This window comes from Proteus sp. G2674 (genome assembly GCF_009915195.1).
GTDB classification, from domain to species: Bacteria; Pseudomonadota; Gammaproteobacteria; order Enterobacterales; family Enterobacteriaceae; genus Proteus; species Proteus mirabilis.
The window spans coordinates 61,889-84,428 of the sequence record NZ_JAABLS010000023.1 but is presented as its reverse complement, the minus strand read 5'-3'; the positions used below and the strand labels follow the sequence as shown (position 1 = coordinate 84,428).

At 35.6% G+C, this 22,540-nt stretch carries 23 protein-coding genes and 1 pseudogene; 5 read left to right on the top strand and 19 right to left on the bottom strand.

From position 1 onward, the window contains the following. Positions 1–846, bottom strand: a complete 846-nt coding sequence (locus GWI58_RS10565) for a helix-turn-helix domain-containing protein (protein WP_094959189.1) — start codon at positions 844–846, stop codon at positions 1–3. Between the two features lie 196 nt (positions 847–1,042). Here GWI58_RS10565 and GWI58_RS10560 point away from each other — a divergent pair. Continuing rightward, positions 1,043–1,586: pseudogene (locus GWI58_RS10560) on the top strand (GNAT family N-acetyltransferase). A gap of 52 nt (positions 1,587–1,638) precedes the next feature. On the opposite strand, the gene GWI58_RS10555 reads toward GWI58_RS10560, so the two are convergent. The 6 genes from GWI58_RS10555 to ddlA all read right to left on the bottom strand — a co-directional run bounded on the left by GWI58_RS10555 (position 1,639) and on the right by ddlA (position 6,592). Then, the gene (locus tag GWI58_RS10555) at positions 1,639–2,922 is read right to left on the bottom strand and encodes a cystathionine gamma-synthase family protein (RefSeq protein ID WP_004248059.1); all 1,284 of its coding nucleotides are present in this window, start codon (positions 2,920–2,922) and stop codon (positions 1,639–1,641) included. Positions 2,923–2,934: 12 nt separating this feature from the next. Then, the gene (locus GWI58_RS10550) at positions 2,935–3,510 is read right to left on the bottom strand and encodes a MetQ/NlpA family ABC transporter substrate-binding protein (RefSeq protein ID WP_237611692.1); all 576 of its coding nucleotides are present in this window, start codon (positions 3,508–3,510) and stop codon (positions 2,935–2,937) included. A 216-nt stretch (positions 3,511–3,726) separates the two neighbouring features. After that, the gene (locus tag GWI58_RS10545; RefSeq protein ID WP_004242928.1) at positions 3,727–4,248 is read right to left on the bottom strand and encodes a carbapenem self-resistance protein CarG family protein; all 522 of its coding nucleotides are present in this window, start codon (positions 4,246–4,248) and stop codon (positions 3,727–3,729) included. A 189-nt stretch (positions 4,249–4,437) separates the two neighbouring features. Continuing rightward, positions 4,438–4,815 (bottom strand): lysozyme inhibitor LprI family protein, encoded by a 378-nt coding sequence (locus GWI58_RS10540; RefSeq protein ID WP_223231925.1) that lies wholly within the window; start codon positions 4,813–4,815, stop codon positions 4,438–4,440. 257 nt (positions 4,816–5,072) lie between these two features. Then, positions 5,073–5,456, bottom strand: a complete 384-nt coding sequence (locus tag GWI58_RS10535) for a VOC family protein (protein ID WP_004248057.1) — start codon at positions 5,454–5,456, stop codon at positions 5,073–5,075. Positions 5,457–5,491: 35 nt separating this feature from the next. Beyond that, positions 5,492–6,592 carry a D-alanine--D-alanine ligase gene (gene ddlA / locus GWI58_RS10530; protein WP_004242920.1) on the bottom strand — a complete coding sequence of 367 codons (1,101 nt, stop codon included), beginning with the start codon at positions 6,590–6,592 and terminating at the stop codon, positions 5,492–5,494. 472 nt (positions 6,593–7,064) lie between these two features. Here ddlA and GWI58_RS10525 point away from each other — a divergent pair, with 472 nt between their 5' ends. Further along, positions 7,065–8,807 carry an ABC-F family ATP-binding cassette domain-containing protein gene (locus GWI58_RS10525; protein ID WP_161769160.1) on the top strand — a complete coding sequence of 581 codons (1,743 nt, stop codon included), beginning with the start codon at positions 7,065–7,067 and terminating at the stop codon, positions 8,805–8,807. A 94-nt stretch (positions 8,808–8,901) separates the two neighbouring features. Here GWI58_RS10525 and yqfB read toward each other — a convergent pair whose 3' ends face one another. The 5 genes from yqfB to leuE form a co-directional block, all read right to left on the bottom strand. Then, a complete protein-coding gene (yqfB, locus tag GWI58_RS10520) occupies positions 8,902–9,231 on the bottom strand; it encodes a N(4)-acetylcytidine aminohydrolase (RefSeq protein WP_004248055.1) in 330 nt (109 codons plus the stop codon). A gap of 44 nt (positions 9,232–9,275) precedes the next feature. Then, positions 9,276–10,139, bottom strand: coding sequence for a methylated-DNA--[protein]-cysteine S-methyltransferase (locus GWI58_RS10515; RefSeq protein ID WP_094959186.1), 864 nt, complete (start codon positions 10,137–10,139; stop codon positions 9,276–9,278). A 79-nt stretch (positions 10,140–10,218) separates the two neighbouring features. After that, entirely contained in the window at positions 10,219–10,830 is a 612-nt protein-coding gene (locus GWI58_RS10510) for a DNA-3-methyladenine glycosylase family protein (protein WP_094959185.1), read from the bottom strand. A 121-nt stretch (positions 10,831–10,951) separates the two neighbouring features. Then, complete coding sequence (locus GWI58_RS10505; protein WP_094959184.1) at positions 10,952–11,569, bottom strand: pyridoxamine 5'-phosphate oxidase family protein; 618 nt, start codon at positions 11,567–11,569, stop codon at positions 10,952–10,954. A gap of 103 nt (positions 11,570–11,672) precedes the next feature. Further along, on the bottom strand, positions 11,673–12,320 hold the full coding sequence (gene leuE / locus GWI58_RS10500; protein WP_004248051.1) for a leucine efflux protein LeuE: 648 nt from the start codon (positions 12,318–12,320) through the stop codon (positions 11,673–11,675). A gap of 839 nt (positions 12,321–13,159) precedes the next feature. On the opposite strand from leuE, the gene GWI58_RS10495 reads away from it, so the two are divergent. From GWI58_RS10495 to GWI58_RS10485, 3 genes are all read left to right on the top strand, one after another. Beyond that, a complete protein-coding gene (locus GWI58_RS10495; RefSeq protein WP_004242909.1) occupies positions 13,160–13,918 on the top strand; it encodes a GNAT family N-acetyltransferase in 759 nt (252 codons plus the stop codon). Positions 13,919–14,232: 314 nt separating this feature from the next. Next, the gene (locus GWI58_RS10490; protein WP_004242908.1) at positions 14,233–14,631 is read left to right on the top strand and encodes a RidA family protein; all 399 of its coding nucleotides are present in this window, start codon (positions 14,233–14,235) and stop codon (positions 14,629–14,631) included. Continuing rightward, positions 14,628–15,599 (top strand): threo-3-hydroxy-L-aspartate ammonia-lyase, encoded by a 972-nt coding sequence (locus GWI58_RS10485; protein WP_094959183.1) that lies wholly within the window; start codon positions 14,628–14,630, stop codon positions 15,597–15,599. Before GWI58_RS10490 ends, GWI58_RS10485 begins: the two co-directional genes overlap by 4 nt. Before the next feature lie 94 nt (positions 15,600–15,693). Here the strand turns inward: GWI58_RS10485 and GWI58_RS10480 are convergent, their stop codons facing one another. The 7 genes from GWI58_RS10480 to GWI58_RS10450 form a co-directional block, all read right to left on the bottom strand. Next, positions 15,694–16,605: a dihydrodipicolinate synthase family protein gene (locus tag GWI58_RS10480; RefSeq protein WP_094959182.1), complete on the bottom strand. Its 912-nt coding sequence runs from the start codon at positions 16,603–16,605 to the stop codon at positions 15,694–15,696. A 23-nt stretch (positions 16,606–16,628) separates the two neighbouring features. Beyond that, on the bottom strand, positions 16,629–17,240 hold the full coding sequence (locus GWI58_RS10475; protein WP_004242903.1) for a dihydroxyacetone kinase subunit L: 612 nt from the start codon (positions 17,238–17,240) through the stop codon (positions 16,629–16,631). Beyond that, positions 17,240–18,235: a dihydroxyacetone kinase subunit DhaK gene (locus GWI58_RS10470; protein WP_017827727.1), complete on the bottom strand. Its 996-nt coding sequence runs from the start codon at positions 18,233–18,235 to the stop codon at positions 17,240–17,242. The genes GWI58_RS10475 and GWI58_RS10470 overlap by 1 nt, the downstream gene beginning before the upstream one ends. 133 nt (positions 18,236–18,368) lie before the next feature. Continuing rightward, entirely contained in the window at positions 18,369–19,856 is a 1,488-nt protein-coding gene (locus GWI58_RS10465; protein WP_004248045.1) for a tripartite tricarboxylate transporter permease, read from the bottom strand. 18 nt (positions 19,857–19,874) lie between these two features. Beyond that, on the bottom strand, positions 19,875–20,309 hold the full coding sequence (locus GWI58_RS10460) for a tripartite tricarboxylate transporter TctB family protein (protein WP_012367913.1): 435 nt from the start codon (positions 20,307–20,309) through the stop codon (positions 19,875–19,877). 30 nt (positions 20,310–20,339) lie between these two features. Next, on the bottom strand, positions 20,340–21,284 hold the full coding sequence (locus GWI58_RS10455) for a tripartite tricarboxylate transporter substrate binding protein (RefSeq protein ID WP_004242895.1): 945 nt from the start codon (positions 21,282–21,284) through the stop codon (positions 20,340–20,342). Beyond that, positions 21,284–22,528 carry a PfkB family carbohydrate kinase gene (locus tag GWI58_RS10450; RefSeq protein ID WP_004242894.1) on the bottom strand — a complete coding sequence of 415 codons (1,245 nt, stop codon included), beginning with the start codon at positions 22,526–22,528 and terminating at the stop codon, positions 21,284–21,286. Before GWI58_RS10450 ends, GWI58_RS10455 begins: the two co-directional genes overlap by 1 nt. Between the last annotated feature and the right edge of the window lie 12 nt (positions 22,529–22,540).

Genomic DNA, 22,540 nt, shown 5'->3' with positions numbered 1-22,540 from the left:
TTATTGCCGTTGATATTGTTGGCGATATCCAGATAAGGAACAATCAGTCTCGCGCTTAAAATAACGGCATAGATATGAGGGATCGTCAAAATGGAGTTTTATGGCGATCTCATTTACTGATAGCGTAGTGTGCGTCAATAACGCTTTTATTTTAAGAATTACTTGTCTATTAATCAGCGTCTTAGGAACATCATTAAAATATTGTTTAGTGAGCTGTGATAGATAAAACGGTGTAATGCTAAGGCGATTAGCATAATAGGCAACGTCTCTGTGCTGGTGGCTATGTTTTATAACTAACTCCCAAAATTGCCAACATAAGTGCTCTTTACGGCTGAATTCTTTTTTAGATAAGGAATAATGAGATGGTATTAATTCTGTTATCGCAAAAAAAAGATTTTGTAACTGCCCTCTCAACATTAACTTTCTATGATCAGTATAACTTTTATCTATATATTTTAATTGTTCCACCCAATTGTTTATGGCGTTTAAGTGGGTCGTTGAAGGGCGACAAATGGGGTTTTCATGCAAAAATGTAAACAAACTATTTGAAAGTGCATAAGCGATCTCAGAGGCAAAAGATTTCTTAAGAAAACAATAAAAAATACGAAAATTAGCTGATTTACGTTGCAATGTGACCATTCTATCATCACCGAGTATCACTATATCATTCGCTTTAATGGTTTTTGTTTGAAAATCTATATTAATAACAGCCCTGCCATCTAAACAAATAATAACCACAACATATGATAATGCTAATGGATAGCCTAATTCATTATGCATATCGCTTTCACCAATAACGGCATACTCCGAAGGGATATTTAACTTTAATAATGATTGACTAAACATAAATTATTCACTCTATTGCATATTGCTACTGTTTTTATTTTTAATGATCTCAATGTTAATCACAAGAGCATTAATGGATTTAGTTGTCAAAAGTACCGATAACACCTTAATTAATCCATTCAATTTTATATTGGCTCTCTTTAAAATACGCTCATCCTAACATAACGAAACATACGTTATAAAAGAGCTAAATTGTATGAAAAAATTACAAACAGAACGATTATTATTATCCATGGCGAATATCAGATGCTGAGAGCCTCTATTATTATGCGAGGGATAAGCGAGTAGGCCCTATCGCAGGCTGGCCAGCACATAAAAGTGTTGCTGAAAGTACCGAAATTATCCAGACTATATTTATGCGTGATGAAGTTTATGCTGTCACATTGCTCGATGATGATAAAGCGATTGGTTTAATTGGCTTATCTTTTTGCCATGAAAGCAATTTCCCTATAGGGGATAATGATGCCGAAATTTCTTATTGGATTGGTACTCCTTTTTGGGGGAAAGGACTTATTCCTGAGGCGATGAAAGCGCTTATTTGTCATAGCTTTGAGACTCTACAATTAGATAATCTATGGTGTGGCTATTTTGCAGACAATGTAAACTCGAAACGAGTACAAGAAAAGTGTGGATTTAAATATCATCACATAATTAAAGATCAGTATGTGGAGTATTTAGACGAAATAAGAACAGAAGTTATTTGTCGTTTAACCAAAAGTGAATGGCAAAAACAACAGTAAAAAACAACGGATTATAAATCTTATAATCCGTTGTTTTGCTATTGTTTATCCATTAAACATGATCTAATGCTTGAGATAAATCAGCAATAAGATCATAAGGATTTTCAATACCAATAGATAAACGAATGGTTGTTTCTTGAATACCTATATTGTGGCGTAATTCCATAGGAACACCTGAATGTGTGGTAGAGCCAGGATGACATGCCAATGACTCGGTTCCTCCCAAACTCACCGCTAATTTAAATATTTTCATCGCATTGAGAAAACGAAAAGCTTCTGCTTCACCACCAACAATATCAAAGGAGAATGTTGATCCCGCGCCTGTGCATTGTCTAGCAAATACTTGACCTTCAATACTATTTTCATCTACAAAAGGTAAATAGTGGATCACTTTCACTTTTTCATGGTCACGTAGAAATTGTGCAACTAATAGCGCATTTTGATTGGCTTTTTCCATGCGAATTTGCAATGTTTCTAAAGAGCGGCCTAACATCCAGCAAGAATGCGCATCAAGTTGTGTCCCTATTGCACCTCTTAATAGGCGAACTTGATTAATAAGCTCGCGTGATCCCATTGCAGCACCGGCGACTAAATCAGAATGTCCACCCACATATTTTGTTAATGAATAGAGTGAAATATCAGCGCCTTGCTCTATAGGATGTTGATAAACAGGTCCTAATAAGGTGTTATCGCAAATAATAATAGGTCGATAGCCTTGGCTTGTTTCTAATTTATCCGCAACGATTTTTAACGCTTGAATATCAACCAGTGAATTAGTTGGATTGGCGGGAGTTTCGGCAAATATCACCGCAACTCTCCCTTTTTGGCTAGCCATTTCAGCTTGCGATTGGATATGTGCTAAATTTAAACCATCTGTAAATGGTGTTGCTTGAATACCGAACTTAGCGAATGTTTTGGCTATTAATGTTTCTGTTCCACCATAAAGTGGTTGAGAATGTAAAATAACATCGCCAGGTTGTGTAAAAGCCATTAATGTCGTTGTAATAGCTGACATTCCCGATGAAAAGAGGACACATGATGCTGTGTTTTCATAAACGGCTAATCTATCCTCAACGATCTCACTATTAGGTTGGTTAAAACGAGAATAGACTAAACCCGCTTTTTCTCCTTCTGGAAGGGGTTTTCTTCCACTTACCGTATCAAAAAAATTTTTCCCTTCTTCTGCACTTTTAAAAATAAATGTCGATGTTAAAAATACAGGAGGTTTGACGGAGCCTTCTGATAACAATGGATCGTATCCATAGCTCATCATTAACGTTTCTGGAGATAATTGATGTTCGCCAATATATTGTTTTTTCAGTTGAGAACTAGACATTTTTTATTTCTACTATTTATGAATTATAAAGTTTCTATCATCATACATGGGAGTTTCAACTTCATGAAATATCAAGGCATTAGGATTATCAATAATGTCTTCAACGGAAGGTAAAAAACCAACTCCCTCTTTTAAAGAAATGAGGTGATTTTCTGCAAGTAATAATAAAGCTCGCCCTTTCATACTTGCTTCATTAGGAATGGCAACCACATCACCATATTCGAGTTCGCTAATATCGCTTATTTTCTTTGAATACGCGGCTAACGGGAAAATGTACGTTTTGCTGGCAATATGAAATTTGTAATTGTGGGCTTTTATCTCTGATTGTAAATAAGGAATAGATTGAAATACATTTACGTCTACTTCTCTATTTTCTAGGGCTTTATTAGGACGTTCATAGTCGTTAAATGCAATAACTTCAACATTTAATCCTTCGGTAAGTTTAGCTAAACGGATCACTTCATCCCAAATGACTTGGTCTGGTCCAGTATTGATTGCTACTTTGACGACATCTGTATCTTCTTGCGAACAAGAGACAGAAAATAAGCTTATTGAGGCTAGAAGCAAACCTGTAATAATTTCCTTCATAACTCCCTCTTAAAAACGGAACATGACAAACACAAAATTATCAGCATATTGATGATTAAGAAATATCCTAAGTGTAGATTAATAACAAGGAATGCTAAATGATACAAGTGATCGTACTATATAAAGAGAGGTATATGAGAGGGAATAAGGTAATTGGTTGATATTAAAAAGAAAAATAATTCAATAAAGTCAACGTATTTACAACCTATGCGTGTATCAATCTCGAATTAATTTATTTATGCAGGGATCAACAAAAGCATCATCAACATTAAGATAAGTAGAATTGGTTACGCAATATGCAGAAAATGCCCATTTATATTGTTTATCTTGTTTCGTGATAGTGTAACTTGAAAAACGTATAGGTGTTGATTGTAACATATCATTACCTATTTTCTCACCGCTCACTAAGATCACTTGATTTTTTTTCTCTATAAATTTGAAATTAGAGATTTTAATATCGCTGTTTTCAGCTTTATTATCAAATAAGCTAAGAGCATTATCATAAATTGAAGGTACAATATAAACTTGTTCATCTGCATCTTTTATATAAACCGTGACCATATTAATTGATGATGCATCATTTAATATACGCTTAGATTTAACGACTATATCTTTTACACCATCACCGTTAAAATCAATCAAATTAATACCGTATGTTAGTTTTATATCTGCAGAAATAGCAATAGTGGATAAGGATGTAAGCAATACTGCTGCGCCTAATTTCGTCATTATATTCATATCATATCTTCTATTTTTAATTGCTACTTTATAATTTAGAGTACTTTACAGGCGGGATTAGTCAAGTTATTTAATGTTTCAAAATAATACAAAAATAATAATTTTATATAACTAAAAACGATAGATTTTGATAAAAAACAATACTTTTAAAATGAGTAGCCTATTTTCAAGATGAAAAGTACTTTAGTCTTAATATAAGGCAATATAGTTTTTCAGATCATTAATTCTTTCTATGGTTTTATCTTTTAAGCAGCTACTGTAAACCATTGGAGCCAAACTGCCACCTTGGTAATAGTCTGCCTCATATTGACATGAGAGGTCACGAAATGTCATCCAAACTGACTGTGCATGCTGTAACTGTTGTTGTCGTTTAGTTTCTAATTTCGCATAATATTGTTGATAAATTTGTGACAGCTCTTCATCTTTTTGTTGAAAATCTTGGTATGCACATTGGTTAATTTCTGTTTGTGTTTCCGCATTACGACAATCAAAATTATCCGCTTGTAAATGTATTGACCAAAATAAGATCCCCCCTGATATTGCACTTACAAAAATAACTTTTTTCATCATACCATCCATTGTTACCTGAAAAATAATTGAATAATGCTAACATTATTATAATAAGAAAGGCTATATCATTAAATTATATCTATTAATTTTTATTTTAATCAGGCGAAAATAGCCACAAATAGGTCTATTTATTACTATCATATTTGGAGGGTTCATTTTTTGAATATAAATAATTTAAAATATTTAAGCTAAAAAGAACACTTATAGCTTTTTAACTAAATATTATTATATTTTATTTAGAATATGTGGTTAATCTATTCAATAATATTAGCAATTTCCAATAAGTTATTATCTGGATCACGTAAGTAAACTGACATAATAGGCCCTGTAGCCCCTGTTCTTGGTACAGGACCCTCTTCTATATTGATACCCTGCTGGTTTATATGCTCTATCACGTCTAACAATGGAGTTTCAGTAATAAAACATAAATCCGCAGAGCCTGCCGTTGGTTTAGCAGCTTTAGGCAAAAACTCTTTTCCTAGCTGATGAAGATTGATTTTTTGATGACCAAAAGCAAGGGCTTTACGCCCTTGTTTAAAGGTAATTATCTCAAAACCCAATACATTATGATAAAAATGACAACTTACCTCGATATCAGCCACTGTTAATACTAAATGATCAAGGTGTGTAATTTTCATCTGAACCTCACTTCGCTATTAGAGTATTATTGTGATTAAAGCTCACACTTAGTTTTTAATACGGCTGTTTTTTTATGATGTTCTAGCGCTAATTCAATTAATTTCGTGATGAGTGATTGATAATCTAATCCCGTACTTTGCCACAGTTTAGGATACATACTGATATTAGTGAAACCTGGTAATGTATTAATTTCGTTGATAATAACTTGATTATCTTCGGTTAAAAATACATCAACACGCGACATACCTAAACAGTTTAAAACTTGGTAAGCTTTCAATGCCGTTTGGCGAATATGTAAGCTAATCGCATTATCTAAATCAGCAGGTACTACTACTTTTGCACCATCATCATCAATGTATTTTGTGTTATAAGCATAAAAAGCATCATTTAACACAATTTCACCACAAGGGCTAACTTCAGGCTCTTCATTACCTAAAACGGCACACTCTATTTCACGGCCAACAATAGCACTTTCGATAATCACTTTAAGGTCGTATTCAAATGCCATGGATAAGGCAGCATTAAACTCGGCTTCATTATTGACTTTGCTGATACCAACAGAAGAACCTAAATTTGCTGGTTTAATAAATAAAGGGAGCCCTAATTGTTCAACAACTTCATTATAGGAAATATCATTTAATTGGTGAGCCATCAGTGTAATAAATGGTGCAACCGCTAATCCTGCATCATCCAGTAAGCGCTTAGTGATATCTTTATCCATACATGCTGCAGAACTCATGATATTAGGGCCTACATATGGCATATCAATCATATGTAATAGTCCTTGTAAGGTGCCATCTTCACCATAAGCACCATGCACAATAGGAAATACCACATCAATTTGTGCAAGAGGTTGCCCATCAGTTAAAGAGATAAATTGCTGACGGGTACTGCCAGGAATAATAGCCACTGGACGCAAAGGTTGGCTTAATGAGATAGTTGAGGGGTTATCGCTATTAATTAAATAATTGTCTTCAGCATATTCATGCCATTGCCCTTGTTCATTAATCCCAATTAAACAAAGGTCGAATTTCGTTCGATCTAATTCATTGATAATATTTTTTGCTGATTGTAATGAAACTTGGTGCTCGGTTGATTTTCCACCAAAAATAATAGCGACTCTTAATTTACTCATTTTCTAACCTTTTATAGGACAGCTATAGCGAATAAATAGCAATATATCATGATAAAAACACGCAATGTAGGGAGATAGTTCTTATCTAGGAAAATTTACGATAAAATGATGAAATTCTATGATTTAGTGTGCAAAAAATAGCTATTTTTGATATTAATTCAGCAACGCCTATTCCCTCCTCTTTCACACAAAAAGACACGGTTTCTCATCATTACATTCTTGCAATCAAGAAACCTGTCTTGCTAAACTCACTTTACCGATTAACTGATAAATTTTAAAAGGAGGCTAATTATGTTGTTGTGTGATCTTGTTGAATACTCACACTTCTTTGGTAATCGCCATAGCTCAGGCTTTCACAGTTCTTTACTGCGTTAACCTGCCTGAGCGACGTTAACTATTACCTCTCCTCAGCTTACTGGGTTATCGCGTGATATTACCCAAAGCATTTTTATGCTTAAAAAATGAGTAAGCTATGAGCACATTATTATCTACACAAAATCTCTCTTTTCATAATAATCACGGTATATTGCTGAGTAATATTTCTTTGGCACTCACTAAATGTGAGAAAATTGGTTTAATTGGCTACAACGGTTGTGGAAAAAGTACCCTATTAAAACTTTTATCACACCAATTAATACCAACAGATGGCTCTATTACTATCGCCAATCAAGTCATTATGGCTTATGTCGAACAACAGTTACCAAGTGAGCTACAGTCAATGCGTCTCATTGATGCGGTTCTTCATAAATTACCTGAAGAGCTACGCATATCTGAAAGTTGGCGCAGTGAATTATTATTAAGTGAAATGGGATTTAAAACCAATGAAATCAATCTATTAGTCTCACAATTAAGTGGTGGTCAACATACTCGTTTATTACTTGCGAGAGCATTGATTTTACAACCAGACTTACTGCTATTAGATGAGCCAAGTAACCACTTAGATCTACCGACTATCTTGTGGTTAGAAACATTTTTAACACAGTGGCGAGGAAGTTTTATTCTTGTTTCACATGACAATAGGTTGTTAGATAAAGTGACCAATTGTACGTGGATCATTCGTGATAAAACCCTATCTGTTTTTCGCTTGCCCTGCTCTCAGGCAAGACAAGAGCAAGAAGCACAAAATATCAGTGCGCAACATCGTTGTGATGCACAACAAAAAGAGATAGATCGTATTGCACAAAGTGCGAAGCAATTGGCCATCTGGGGAAAAGTGTATGATAACGAAAGTTTGTCACGTAAAGCCAAACAAATGGAAAAACAAATTGTTCGTTTAAAAGACGAACAATTCGATGTAACAGAAGGCAATCAATGGACGTTACAGTTATCAGGAACAATATTACGGGCAGATAGATTGCTTGAGCTGCATCAGCTTTCAGTGATCCCTGCGCCAGATGCACCGATTTTATATACCATCGATAATCAACGGATCAAAAGTGGTGATCGAGTCGCTATTGTTGGTGCTAATGGGACAGGTAAGTCATCATTATTAAAAATGATTTGGTCATCATTTCATGGTTCAACCACATCAACAGAAAATGTGATCAGGCTACATCCCAGAGTTGAGTTAGGTTATTACGATCAAAGTCTCGCACAACTTAATGATAATGATACCCTTGCCGATGCACTAAAGCCCTTTGCACCGCTATTAGATGAGCAAAGGAAAATGGCATTAATAAATGCAGGTTTTGTTTATTCTCGCCATAATCAGCAAGTAAAGTCATTAAGTGGTGGTGAACGAGCTCGTTTACTTTTTATTGGTCTCAGTTTGGCAAAATATTCATTATTAATGCTAGATGAACCAACAAACCATCTTGATATGGAAGGTAAACAGGCATTAGCTGAGCAAATTCAACAATTTTCAGGGGGAATTTTACTCGTCAGCCATGATAGAGAATTGATAGAGAAAAGCTGTAATCGTTTTTGGTATATTCACAATGGTATTCTTAGCGAACATCATGATATTGAAACAATTTATCAGCTTATTTCTCAACAAGATATGTCATCGGTCTCTAATGAGCAAAATGGCCATCATGCTCCATCTGTTGAAATAGTAAAACATCATAATGAAGATGAATTGCTAATGAAATTGATAGCACTTGAAGATAAATTGAATGCTGATTTAGCAAGAAAATCTGCTCATCAAAAGCCTATGTTACAGGCTCAATGGCAAGCAGAAATAGAGATCTTAAAGCAGCAACTTGATTTAGCTTAATTTTTCTAACGATTAACCTATTGATTTTAAGTTATAATACAAAGCGGAGGACCCCCTCCGCTTTTATTGGTATTAACTAATAAGAGAGAACTACTTATTGTATTAATTTATATTCTATTAAATAAAGATTTTCCGTTGTAGGATAAATGTCTTTAATTAAGGCCTTTAAAGTAGGCAAACTCATACCCTCTTGTTGAGCATGAAATTCATTTATCTCATTAAAATTTAAGGGTGATACAGAAATAATTTGTAACTTTCCATAATAAGTGCCATGTTCATTAGATAATAAATCAACAATAGTGTTTGGTTTATAGTGGCTTTCTGCTTCATCCCTAATTGTGATCACTTTAATACCGGCTAAAATTGAAGGGATTAAACGCTCAAAAAACGTAATATCTGTTGGTACAATCGCTGTTGATGCCATTTTATTTCATCTGTTATAAATTGATATTATGTTTATTATAACGGTTAATCGCTCTTGCTAATAGTTAATCTATCATCCTGATGATGAAGGGATTTTTCTCTTTGTAATAATTTTTCTTTGCGCTCAATTCCCCAACGATATCCAGATATTTCACCATTTTGTCTGATAACTCGATGGCAAGGGATCGCTACTGCTAGTTTATTTGATGCACAGGCATTCGCCACTGCTCGATAAGATTTTGGCGAACCAATTTTTTGAGCAATTTCTTGATATGTCATGGTACAACCAAAAGGAATATCTAATAATGCCCGCCAAACTTTTTGTTGAAATACTGTTCCTTGAATATCAAGTGGTAATGCCAAAGGTTGTGTTGGCAGTTCAACAAAACCAATGACTTGGGCAACCAATTTTTCAAACTCTTGGTTTGCACCAATAAGTTCAGCTTGAGGAAATTGTTTTTGTAATTCATCTAATAAACACGCAGGATCATCGCCAAGTGTTATCGCACAAATGCCCTTTTCACTTTGAGCTACAAGGATATGGCCTAATGAGCAGATCCCTACAGCAAAAAAAATCACGATATTTTGTCCACCATTGCGCCAATGGGTTGGCGTCATGCCTAATATGGCTGTCGCATTTTCATAAAATCGGCTATTCGCATTAAAGCCTGATTGATATATCGCATCTGTAATTGTTTTATCGCCAGCTAATGCTTTCTTAATTAGCTTGTGCCGATAAGCATTCGCATACTCTTTAGGTGTAATTCCCATTATAGATTTAAATCGTCGATGGAAATAATATGGACTGGATTGAATATGTGCGGCGATGTCGGCAAGAGAAACATCACCTTGATTTTCTTCAATAAAACGGCAGGCTTGTTCAATAAGTTGATAATGTCTCTTTTCCATTTTAGTTCCTACATTTATGTATGCTGGATGAAGTCCATTATCAATAAACTTCTATTTAGATCACTCCGATTATTGCTCTTTAGTCTACGCTTTCTTTAGATAATGCCCATAAATAGAGTGAAGCCGTTGAACCATAAGGAGAATAACGTTTACGATAGCGTTCAAAGCGTGTTCTATCTAAGCTTTGATGGCGATATAAACGCATGATGCCACGCTGAATAGCTAAATCCCCCCAACTTAAAATATCAGGACGATTAAGTGATGAAATTAATAACATTTCAGCTGTCCAAATACCAATACCTTTTAATTTTATTAGGGTATTGATCACCGCTTTATCAGACATAGCGGGGATTTGGTCTAAATCTAACGTATGATTTATAACGGAGTCAGCGATACCTTTAATATAGCCGGCTTTGCGCATTGTCATACCACATTGCTGAATATCTTGCACTGATAAACTAGCAATATGTACAGGAGTATAATTACCATCACATAGGGTAAGTAAGCGTTGGTGAACCGTGGTGGCAGCCGCAACAGAAATTTGCTGTTCAATAATATTTTTAATTAATGCGGTAAATAAATCAGGAGTAAGTGGACGTTTAATTTCCCCTATTCTTTCCATCACCGCGGCTAGACGCTTATCTTTTTGTTTTAAAAAAGAGATCTCTTTTTCACCATACTGAAAATACATAAAATCACGCTACTAATTAAGGTATTTATATAAAACAGTATAGCGTGCGCTTCCCCCTGTTATGCACTCTGTTTCTTGCTCTTTTTAGCAAATGTTAATATAAAAAGAGCAAACTATATGATTAATATAATGTTTTTATAATACGTTCAGGCAATTGTGCATCATATTTATCACCATCAAATTGTTGATGAGAAATGGATTTCAATATTTGTCCCGGAGCTGGAATAGTTGATTTATCAGCTAAATATTTGTTTTCCCACAAACCTGAACGAATAAGTGCTCTACCACATTGGAAAAATACACGCTCAACATGGATGCGCAAGACTGAGCGAGGTAGTGCATTGTTATATTTAAAGCGTGCGAGTGTTTCTTCATCTATTAAAATTTCCGCATGACCATTAATTCGTAATGTTTCATTAATGCCGGGGACTAGCACTAATAAAGCAATCGCGGGATTAATTAACAAATTGCGCATACTATCAATGCGGTTATTACCACGTCTATCGGGTAATAATAAAGTATGATCGTCTTCAATATGAATAAAACCAGGCTCATCGCCACGAGGAGAAACATCCATACCATCAGCACTATAAGTGGCTAATGCAACAAATGGTGTAGCTTCAATATAAGGGCGATAAAGGGGATGAATAAAATCCACTTCTTTTAAGACCGATGGTTCGGCAGGTTGACCATAAATCTCTTCCAGTGTTTTCAGATCTTTTACAATGATATTTTTCATAAGGTGGCCTTGTTATCATTTAGCTCATTCTCATCATATACAAATTTCGTATAAAAAAAAGGTCACCATAAATGTGACCTTTTCATTCAATCTTATCAATCTGTTAAGCCGTTAAAGCAAGTTTGGCACCAAATAATAAGAACACAGCACCAATGCAACTATTCGATAATGATGCTAATCGTTTGTTATGCTTAACCTTATTAGTAATAGCAACGCCACCAAAAATAAGTACAGATAAGTAAAGCATGCTACATATTTCTAATATTACACCTAATACAAAAAAGGGAACCCCTGCATTTTCATATTTAGGATCAATAAATTGAATAAAAAATGACACATAAAAGATGATCATTTTTGGATTTAACAAACTTAAGAAAAGCGCTTTGATATATAAGCCGTTTTTCGCTTTTACAACCTCTACTGCAACCTGTTCCGGCTGCTCTTTTTTCTTATGGAATGTCGCATAGAGTGTTTTTAAACCTAAATAGGTTAAATAAAGTGCACCGGCATACTTGATCACAATAAAGAAAACGGGTGAAGTTTTGACTAATGAAGCAACCCCCAAAAATGCCAAAAAGATTAATAATGCATCACCCGTAAAAACACCAAGAGCGGCTTTATACCCCCCTTTCACGCCATGCTTCGCACTCGAAGTTAGGACGAAAATTGAATTTGGACCTGGTACTAGTGTAATAAAAATAACGCCTAAAAGGTATGTCCAAATATTTGAAATACCAATACTTTCTAACATATGACGCCTTTTTTAAAAAAATAATATGCTGTATATGTGGGCTATCATATCGATATTAATTTTTTTGTAAAACAATAAACTTATATTTAACGATAAATAAGTAAATTAAACTGGTTTTATGGCTTAAATATAGTCTAATAATTCATTTTTTCATTTACATTTGGATTATATGACTGGTTTGAATGCGGGTAATAGTATGGTGCTGAAATTGCTTTTTTTATATAGATAAAATTCTTAATAAAACATTTTAATAAGAATTATTGGCTGGGTTTTTGGTTATTTATGGGGAGAACAACCTATTGTATCGTTAATGTTATAGTCTATTTATCTCTTTGTGATGAGAATCACTGTTATAAGTCATTTTTTATATAGAAATAACCATATATCTTTATGAAAAATAATTATTTTTTATAAATTTTGCATTTTTTAGCACATAAAGTGAGTATAATATTCACAAGGATTTACCAAAGTGATTATTCTTTAGTAGATCTATCCCTATTGTAGATTACCGATAACGTAATCTTACACATATTACATTGAAATTAGTGATATACATCACCCTGAGCAAATGCTAAGCCACTAAGATGACTTTTTATGGTAACTTTAGTGATACCGGAAAACGTATGATAAAAAGGCTATAATTGCTCAGCAACGACTATTAAAGATGGAACATCGATTATAGCCCGATGCCCTATTTGCTAAAAGATTTACATGTAGCAACAGACACATTGGTGACACCGTCACCTTTATTAGGTGAGTAAGTTGAACCAAATTAATCTACACAAGCGGATCCTCTGTTAGCCTCTTATCGCTTATCATGATTTATCTAGAGAACCATTATGGATGCACAACTGTATAAAGAGTTTAAAATTATAGAAAAAGCGTTTTGGTCAGAGATATGTGAAAACAATATTCGTATTGGTGATCATACCCACTGCTTTATGACACCGATGGACGCGCCTATTTTTAATTTTATCTACCTTCGCCAAGGCGCTAGCGAAAATACTTTCCAACAAGCAAGTACGCTGTTCTCCTCGCAAAAAAAAGGTCATATGCTGGTTCTGCCGGAATCTCTGTTGCCTGAATTTGAAGAGATAATAAAAAAAGCAGGTTATACGGGTGACGGTATGACAACCGCTATGTATCTCTCATTGTCTGATGCGACTTATCCCCCCTATAAAAATAACCCGTGCGATATTATTTTAACTAACCATGATCTTAAACAGTGGGCGCAACCATTGAAAACCGCCTTTCCTGTTGGTGACGATACGATAACTAATGAATATATTCGTTATCACCAAAAAGCGTTAGATAATGGTGCGACGATCCTTCATTATGCATTATTAGTTGCAGGGCAGCCTGTATCATCATTAACGCTGACATTACATGATAAACTAGCAAGATTTGACGATATTGGGACGGATATTGCCTATCAAGGCAATGGTTATGCCACACATTTAATTACTCACGTATTAGAGTTTTGTCGAGAGCAAGGTGTCGAGCGTTGTTTCTTAGATGCGTCAGCGGATGGTCTAGCGCTATATCGTAAATTTGGTTTTAAGCCACTTTTTAACTATTTAAGCTTTATTAACGAATAACCGCATACATTAAGAAGGCTCAATCAAGTTATTGAACCTTCTTTCAACCTTTAAAAGGCCTACGACAAAGCAAATGCTAACGCTATGTTATCTATGTTAAAATAACACCATTAAGCCATTACTTTCCCTCTAAACAGTGGCGATTAATTTTACCTTGCTAATAACTACTTTCTATATAGCTATCATAGCTATCGTCAATTTCCTCGTATTTATTATTTGATTTACTAGCTAAAACTACACTATTGATCTAGAGTTAGACATAATGTATAAGTTGTTATACATTTAATCTAACCAGAGTGAAATAGGAAAATACTATGAGTTCACATCTTGTGATGCAAAATATTGAAGCTCTTACATCGCCAGGGGGTCACTACTCTCATGTTGTTACAGCCAATAATATGTCCTTTATTTCAGGCCTATTACCTTTAGATAAAAACGGCGTCCCATTAACGGATAAACCTATTGAATTTCAAATTAATCAAGTGCTTGAAAATTTAAACGCTTGCCTTATAGGAATAAAAGCACAAAAAACCGATATTGCCCAAGTTAAGATGTATATTACAGACATTAACGAATGGCCTGTTGTCAATGAGTTATATGCAAAATGGATTGGTGAGCATAAACCGGCCAGATTAGTCGCGGGTGTAAAAGAGCTTCATTTTGGCAGTAAAATTGAAATTGAAGCCATGGTGATCAAGGAGCAAACTTTATGAATAAATTAGCGCTTCCTACTTACCCAGATGTGGTTGAAGCACATCAACGTATTTTGCCATATCTTAATAAAACACCTATCTTAACCTCTCGCACTATCAATGAGTTAACGGGTGCTCAATTCTATTTTAAATGCGAAAACTTTCAGCGCATAGGCGCTTTTAAATTTCGCGGAGCAATGAATGCATTATCACAATTTACGGACGAACAGCGCAAAAATGGTGTGATAACTTTTTCATCAGGTAATCATGCTCAAGCTATTGCACTATCGGCAAAATTATTAGGTATTCCAGCTACAATTATCATGCCTGAAGATGCCCCCACCGCTAAAATGCAAGCAACAAAAGGTTATGGTGGTAGAGTCATTCTATATAACCGTTATACACAAGATCGCGAAGAGATAGGACAAAAGCTTGCTCAAGAAGAAGGATTAACTTTAATACCACCTTACGATCATCCTCACGTTATTGCCGGTCAAGGTACTGCAGCTAAAGAGTTATTCGAGGAAGTTGGTAAGTTAGATATGCTGTTTGTGCCCTTAGGGGGAGGTGGTTTACTTTCAGGTTCATTATTATCAACCAAAGCCCTTTCGCCACATTGTAGAATTTTTGGTGTTGAGCCTTTAGCGGGAAATGACGGACAACAATCATTACGCAAAGGTGAGATAGTTTATATTGATACGCCAAAAACTATTGCAGATGGCGCACAAACTCAGCATTTAGGCGATTATACTTTTGAGATCATTCGCAACAACGTAGACGATATTTTAACAGCAACAGATGAAGAACTAATTTCTGCTATGCAATTTTATGCTCAGAGAATGAAAATCATTGTAGAGCCTACAGGCTGTTTAAGTTTAGCTGCAGCTCGTCAATTTGGTGATAAGTTAAAAGGCAAAAAAATTGGCATTATTATCAGTGGTGGCAATGTCGATATTATGCAATATGGTCATTTTTTATCACAAAAATAATTGAATAAATAGATGTTATTTATTATAAAAAAGCAGTATAGCTTGTTTTTTATACTGCTTAATATAATAAAGATATTTTGAAACTGAGTCTCTGTTAATTAATTGAAAAAGCGATCCCCGCTTCTTTGCATAATTGCGTTAGATCTTCTTTCAATTGTTGGTTTTCTTCAGGTAATAAATCAAGTTGAGGTAAACGCATATGACCACCGTTTAAGCCACGCATAGTTAATGCTGACTTAAATATCGCCATGTTCGCGCCTGATTTCAAAGCATCACTAAATTTCACACAAAATTGTTGCCAGTGCTTCGCTTCTTGATAATTACCCGTAATATAGGCTTGATACATATTCACAAATGGCTCAGGGAAAACACAGGCACATCCTGAAACAGTGCCATCACAGCCTGCATCTAATAAACCAAAGAATAATTTATCGTAGCCATGAAGTACTGAAAAATTATCTGCAACCGCTAAATAGCCAAGTGTCGTATTGTTATCGGCAAAACTGTATTTTATACCAATCACATTTTTGCATTGTTGCTGAATTTTAGCCGCTAATTCAGGCTTGATATTATTAGCCGCACATTGTGGAATGTTATAAAGATAGATTGGGAAATTCTCTGGTACGCTATTGGCGATAGTCACAAAATAGTGCTCTAATTCTCTGTCTGTGGCAGCAAAAAATTGTGGCGTCACTACACCAATACCATCGGCACCAATTTCTACAGCATGTTTGGCGAGTTCAATGGTTTCTGTTACCGTCATTGCGCCAACATGAATAAAAACAGGTAAACGTTTATTTGCCGTCTCTACTACGGTTTGCGCCACACTTTTACGCTCTGATGCGGATAAACGCAACATTTCTCCGGTCGTGCCACAAGGATAAAGACAATCAACACCTTTAGTGATCAACATATTAGTTAATGCAGACAACGCGTTGATGTCCACATGATCATTTGAATCAAACGGAGTAACCATCGCCACTGTAACGCCAAATAATTTTTTCATGTAAGAGCCTTTTATTTATTCAATCAAATTGCTTCAACAATAACGTTAATCGCTAACATTCCGGGATCGTCTAATCCTATCGATTTTTCTGGGAACATACGGGCACGTCCCAATAAATTAGGCTTAGGGCGAAATTCATTTAGCGTATTATTAATACTTTTTAAAGCAGTGGGTTTTAGTTCAGTCAGAGATGAGATTGACGCTAGATCTTCAGATAAATGATAAAGAATATCTAATACTGACTTTTGCCCTAATTCCCCTTTTCCTCTCGCCATCATGCTTTGGTATGCGACCGTCAATAGTGGGGAAATATCAGTAAGCGCTATTTCTTGCAGGTGGTTTTCTTTGCAATATTTGGCCATTGCCATAAAAGCCGTTGCTTGCAAAGTACCAAAAGAAGACGCACAGGCTTTTTGTAATGATTTACTGCATTGAAAAAGCGCTTTGCTTAAATCGTCAGGCCAATCTTGGGCATCGTTAGCAATTTGTCGCCATCCTTTTTGCATGGTTACCCCTAAATCACCGTCACCAAGTTGGCTATCTGCTTCACATAGTCTATTTTGAGACTGTTCACAGGCAATTGCGATACGTTGTACAGCAAGTTTTATATTATCGAGTGTAATATTAGTCATCATCACACTCTCCAAAATGCACAGTGTGCAGGTGCATTCAATAAAGCTTCAAGCTCATCATCAAGTTTACAAAAAGTTAAGCTAGCACCGGTCATTTCCATTGATGTTGCATAACGGCCGACTAATGGGTGAATGATAGTCGCCCCTGTATTATCAATAAGTTGAACAACTTTATTATATAAAATATAGAGTTCTTCTAAAGGCGTTGCACCTAACGAGTTGACTAGTACTGAGACTTTATCACCCTTTTTTAGTGATAATTCGGCTTGTAAACGTTGAAACATTTCTTCAGCAATATCATCTGCACTACGTAATTTATCGCGCCAAATTCCTGGTTCACCGTGGATCCCCATTCCCATTTCCATTTCATCGTCAGCTATTTCAAAGGTAGGATGTCCAACAGCAGGTAAGGTGCAAGATGTTAAGGCACAGCCTATTGTTCGCGTGTTTTCCATGGTTTTTTGAGCAATGCGGGTCACCTCATCAAGAGTTGCCCCTTCTTGAGCTTTGGCCCCTGCCATTTTAAAACCATAAATCATTCCAGCCACACCACGACGTTTATGCGCTTCTTCTGGTGTAGCAGAAGCAATATCATCTGTCGCTAACACCGTTGTACATCGAATATTATCTTCAAAATCTACCGTTTCAGAGGCCATATCAAAATTCATAATATCGCCACCATAATTACCATAGAGCAGTAATACCCCCTGCCCATTATCCGCAGCGCGTATCGCATCAGCCATTAGATCTGCTGACGGTGAGGCAAATACATCACCGACTGCGGCGGCATCTAATAAACCTTCACCTACATATCCGGTGAAAACGGGAAGGTGCCCTGATCCTCCGCCAGTAACAATTCCCACTTTAGCTTTATCTGAGCTGTTAGCTCGCGTAATTAAACGTGGTTGTGGTTGACGATAAATATCATTATGTGCAAGGCATAAGCCAGCTAATGTTTCATCAACATAATTTTCTGGTTTATTTAATATCTTTTTCATAAAAACACCCGATATTTTTATTTATCTACGGATATTGCTCTCTTAAATTAAAAATTAATTATTTAAGAAGCATTTTCCCTGGTATTGGATAGAATATGTGTATATTTTTTGAAAATAATAAATAGCTTATTAGTTATTTGGTTTTAAATGCGCTCCTAATTTGCATAGCGACAATTAATAGGAAAACACTGGCTAATACAATTGAAATAGGTCTATTAACAAAATTAATTAGCTCTCCGTCCGATTTCATCAACGAAGAAAGTAAATTCTTCTCTAGCATCGGCCCTAAAATCATCCCTAATATAATCGGTGAGATAGGAAAGTTACGCTGTTGAAGAAAATAACCGATAACTCCCATCACCATCATAACCACAATGGATGACATCGTATTGGTAATAGCAAATGAACCGACAATACTAAATAAAATAATTGCTGGATAAAGAATTGCATTATCAATAGCAACAATTTTCTTTAAGAAATTAACAACAATAAAAGCTATAGGTAATAAGATTAAATTCGCAATAAAGAAAATGATAAAAACGGCGTACAGTTTATCTGGATTAAATAAAAAGAGAGTTGGTCCAGGTTGCATATCTTTCATATACAATACACCAATGATAATAGCTGCCGCAGAATCACCGGGAATACCAAAAACCAATGAAGGTATCCAACTTCCTGCTAAACTAGCATTATTACTTGCTGATGCATCAACAATACCTTCTTCTGAGCCTTGCCCATACTTTTGCGGTTTTTTTGATAATTTTTTAGATACCGCATAAGAGATCCACGCAGCGATATCGGCACCAGCACCGGGTAAAGCCCCTATCAATGTACCAATAATACCACTACGGAAAATGCCCCCTTTACGTTGGCAAACAACCTTTCCCACCCCTTTAAAAATATTATATGAGCTATTATCTGTATTAACTGCTAATTTAATTTGCTTTTCTTTCCAGCGATCGACGTAATATTTAATCGCACCAGAGATAGCAAATAGCCCTATCATGGCGGGAATAAAACTGACACCTTGCATTAAAGAGACTTCACCAAAGGTAAAACGGGCTTGTCCTGTAAATTCATCGTAGCCAATAGTGGCTAAAGCAATACCGAAAAACAGTGCTAGCAAACTTTTTCTAATTTGAGCGCCAGAAACAATAGTGGCGCAGCTTAATCCAATTAAAGTAAGCCACATATATTCGTAAGAGCTAAATTTAAGTGCAAACTCGGCTAACAACGGAGCGGTTGACGCTAAAATAATTGTGCCGATCACCCCACCAATAACGGAGCTTGTTAATGACATCCCTAATACACGATTAGTTTTACCTTCTTTAACCAATGTATGGGCATCGTTAGTATAAGCTGCAGAAGCGGGTGTTCCGGGAATATTTAATAATGCCCCTGGAATATCGCCGGCAAATATCGAGGATGCACCTACGGAGATCATCAGTGCTAATGCAGGAATTGGATCAAGAAAGAAAGTAAAAGGCACCATTAAAGCAATTGCCATGGTTGATGTTAATCCCGGAATTGCTCCAACAAATAAACCAAATAAGCAAGCGCCTATGACAACAAGTATTGTCGTGTAATCAATATAAGCTAATGCGCTAATAAATATATCCATACTGTTTTTCTCTATTTATTAAAATAATTGAGGTAGCGGTACTAACAGTACAGCGGTAAATAAATAGTAAACGCCTAATACAATTCCAGCAGAAATAATAAAACTAAATATCGGTTTTACTTTTGCGTATTTCATCATTAATGGTGCAATAACAATAAATCCTGTAACAATAAAACCAAGGTATTCAGCAAAAAACACATAAAATAGAATGATACCAATAATTAATAACACAAATTTTATTTCATGCCATGTCACCAAAGGTGTATCCATTTGCTGCTTTTTTGCAAAAATATCTAATAATGAAAAAACAATCATTCCTCCACCAATTAGTGAAGGCATAAAAGCCGCACCATATTCACTAAAATCACCTAATGAATAGGCGCTATAAATAATAAGAAATAATCCAAATAGGCAAAATATAAATGATAATATATGACGATTTAGCATAGGCATAAAAACGGCTATTATCAGCCGTTTCCTCAGTTATTTTTTTATAATTTCGCCAAACTTTTTATCTTCATTGGCCATAAATTGTGTCGCATCATCACCATACAATTCAATGACTTCAAATCCTTGTTTATTAGCAAATTCAGCTAATTCACCTGAAGCATAAACTTTCTTCATTGCTGCGGTAAGCTTATCTTGTGCTTCTTTATCAAGTCCTTTAGGGGCAACTAACATATTCCATGCTTGTAAATCCCAATCATAACCTGTTGCTTCTTTAAAGAGAGGAACATCAGGATAAAATGCCGATTTTTCATTAGACATAATGGCCATATGTTTGACTAATCCGGCTTTGACCATACTGTCAGCCTCACCTAATGAAGACGTTACAATATCAACGCCCCCTGAAGCTAACTCTTGTAATGCAGCACTAGCTCCTTGGGAAGGAATAAAGCGGATTGCGTTATCAGGTAAACCTGCTGCACGTAACATGCCAATATTATTAAGATGCCAGATAGAGTTTAATCCACTCCCTGACGCTTTTAATTTCCCTGGGTTGGCTTTGGCATAATCGATAATTTCTTGTGCATTATTAAAAGGCGATGATTTTGCAACTTGTAATCCACCATAAATTACTGCTAAACGTGTGATCGGGGTATAATCTTGATAGGTTAAATTAGTCATCCCCTGATGATGCATCATCGCAATTTCAACCGTGGCAATACCTAATGTGTAACCATCTGGCTTAGCATTTTTAATAGCATCATGTCCAACAACGCCACTTCCTCCGGTCTTATTAACGACATTAACCGTCACCCCTAATTCTTCTTGTAATCCTTTTGCTGCTAAACGAGCAACGGTATCGGTATTGCCACCAGCAGCCCAAGGAACAATAATCGTAATAGGTTTTTCAGGCCATTGTGCAAAAGCAGGAACAGTAAAAACAGAACTGCATAGGGTCAGAGCTAAGAGAGTTTTTTTCATTATATGCACCTTTTCTCATTGCAGATTACTTGTGGTCGAATATCTTCAATTCTTAATTTAAGACGTGCTTGTACTTGTGATAGTGAAGGCATTGAAGTCACCCCTTTTTGTTCTATAAATGCAGACAAGAAAGCGCTAGCAAATAAAACACTTTCTGGCATTGTGCCTCCTGCGGCTATTTTTGAGGCAAATGCACCATTAAAAGCATCTGTTGCTGCCATCGTATCAACACGTAGAGAAGGTAGTGGCGGAATATGAAAAGTATTCCTCCCATCAAAATACACCACGCCTAATTCATCTATGTAGATAATCACTTTTTTCTTTTCGTTACCGGCAATAATCTCTACTGCTTGCTTGGCATCATTAATCGTATTAATTTCAATACCTGACCAATCTGAAGCTTGGTAAGCGTTTAACGTAATAAAATCTACATATAAATAAAGTTGTTTTAAATCATCGCTATACGGAGCGACATTAAGTATGACGGTTTTATTAATAGAATGAGCAAAAGAAGCGGCTTTCACATTAGCATCAATATTAATTTCCCCTTGCAGTAATAACACGTCAGCTTCACTAATATAAGGCAGTGATATATCGACCTCTTGCAGGGTAAAAGTGTTATTTGCGCCTAAATAGGTAGCCGTAATATTATTTTGGGTTTTATCTGCTAAATAGCTAATTGAGCTACCTGTTGGCTCTATTTCTGTTTGAAAAATAGTAAATGAATCAATACCGCTCTCTTGCAAATATTTATAAGCGTACTTACTAAAATGATCTTCACCGACTTTGGTAATTAAATGCACTTTTGCATCAGAAAAACTGGCAGAAATGGCTTGATTCGTCCCTTTTCCACCCGGACCTATTGAGTTTCCTTTTGAATTTACCAATTCCCCTACACGAGGAAATGCATCAACATTAGCAATAATGTCCACCACAAAAGAGCCTAATACACACACTTTACCTTCTGGTGTTTTCTTTTTATGTTCTTTGACGATCAATAAATCGTGTAGTAAGCATGAGATATCAAAACTATCACTAAATTTACTGATCTTTTTTATTTCTTGTTTCCCTAGTATGGCGCCACCATGACAACGTTTGATCAACCCTTCATTTTCGAGGTATTTCAAATCACTGCGGATCGTTTCTAATGTGACGTTGAATCTTTCCGCTAGCTGAGCCACTTTAACTTTTTTCTGTTCCCTAATAATGCTATAGATTTCCTGTCGTCTTTCTTCTGAAAACATATAAAGTGCCTC

What these genes read in the sequence shown, in the direction of transcription:
- GWI58_RS10495 (WP_004242909.1), top strand. Translation starts at nt 13,160, where the DNA reads ATGGATGCACAACTGTATAAAGAGTTTAAAATTATAGAAAAAGCGTTT.
- GWI58_RS10460 (WP_012367913.1), bottom strand. Translation starts at nt 20,309, where the DNA reads ATGCCTATGCTAAATCGTCATATATTATCATTTATATTTTGCCTATTT.
- GWI58_RS10455 (WP_004242895.1), bottom strand. Translation starts at nt 21,284, where the DNA reads ATGAAAAAAACTCTCTTAGCTCTGACCCTATGCAGTTCTGTTTTTACT.
- GWI58_RS10565 (WP_094959189.1), bottom strand. Translation starts at nt 846, where the DNA reads ATGTTTAGTCAATCATTATTAAAGTTAAATATCCCTTCGGAGTATGCC.
- GWI58_RS10470 (WP_017827727.1), bottom strand. Translation starts at nt 18,235, where the DNA reads ATGAAAAAGATATTAAATAAACCAGAAAATTATGTTGATGAAACATTA.
- GWI58_RS10515 (WP_094959186.1), bottom strand. Translation starts at nt 10,139, where the DNA reads ATGGAAAAGAGACATTATCAACTTATTGAACAAGCCTGCCGTTTTATT.
- GWI58_RS10480 (WP_094959182.1), bottom strand. Translation starts at nt 16,605, where the DNA reads ATGAAAAAATTATTTGGCGTTACAGTGGCGATGGTTACTCCGTTTGAT.
- GWI58_RS10465 (WP_004248045.1), bottom strand. Translation starts at nt 19,856, where the DNA reads ATGGATATATTTATTAGCGCATTAGCTTATATTGATTACACGACAATA.
- GWI58_RS10525 (WP_161769160.1), top strand. Translation starts at nt 7,065, where the DNA reads ATGAGCACATTATTATCTACACAAAATCTCTCTTTTCATAATAATCAC.
- ddlA (WP_004242920.1), bottom strand. Translation starts at nt 6,592, where the DNA reads ATGAGTAAATTAAGAGTCGCTATTATTTTTGGTGGAAAATCAACCGAG.
- GWI58_RS10555 (WP_004248059.1), bottom strand. Translation starts at nt 2,922, where the DNA reads ATGTCTAGTTCTCAACTGAAAAAACAATATATTGGCGAACATCAATTA.
- GWI58_RS10540 (WP_223231925.1), bottom strand. Translation starts at nt 4,815, where the DNA reads ATGAAAAAAGTTATTTTTGTAAGTGCAATATCAGGGGGGATCTTATTT.
- GWI58_RS10505 (WP_094959184.1), bottom strand. Translation starts at nt 11,569, where the DNA reads ATGAAAAATATCATTGTAAAAGATCTGAAAACACTGGAAGAGATTTAT.
- GWI58_RS10450 (WP_004242894.1), bottom strand. Translation starts at nt 22,528, where the DNA reads ATGTTTTCAGAAGAAAGACGACAGGAAATCTATAGCATTATTAGGGAA.
- GWI58_RS10535 (WP_004248057.1), bottom strand. Translation starts at nt 5,456, where the DNA reads ATGAAAATTACACACCTTGATCATTTAGTATTAACAGTGGCTGATATC.
- leuE (WP_004248051.1), bottom strand. Translation starts at nt 12,320, where the DNA reads ATGTTAGAAAGTATTGGTATTTCAAATATTTGGACATACCTTTTAGGC.
- GWI58_RS10510 (WP_094959185.1), bottom strand. Translation starts at nt 10,830, where the DNA reads ATGTATTTTCAGTATGGTGAAAAAGAGATCTCTTTTTTAAAACAAAAA.
- GWI58_RS10490 (WP_004242908.1), top strand. Translation starts at nt 14,233, where the DNA reads ATGAGTTCACATCTTGTGATGCAAAATATTGAAGCTCTTACATCGCCA.
- GWI58_RS10475 (WP_004242903.1), bottom strand. Translation starts at nt 17,240, where the DNA reads ATGATGACTAATATTACACTCGATAATATAAAACTTGCTGTACAACGT.
- GWI58_RS10545 (WP_004242928.1), bottom strand. Translation starts at nt 4,248, where the DNA reads ATGAATATAATGACGAAATTAGGCGCAGCAGTATTGCTTACATCCTTA.
- GWI58_RS10550 (WP_237611692.1), bottom strand. Translation starts at nt 3,510, where the DNA reads ATGAAGGAAATTATTACAGGTTTGCTTCTAGCCTCAATAAGCTTATTT.
- GWI58_RS10485 (WP_094959183.1), top strand. Translation starts at nt 14,628, where the DNA reads ATGAATAAATTAGCGCTTCCTACTTACCCAGATGTGGTTGAAGCACAT.
- yqfB (WP_004248055.1), bottom strand. Translation starts at nt 9,231, where the DNA reads ATGGCATCAACAGCGATTGTACCAACAGATATTACGTTTTTTGAGCGT.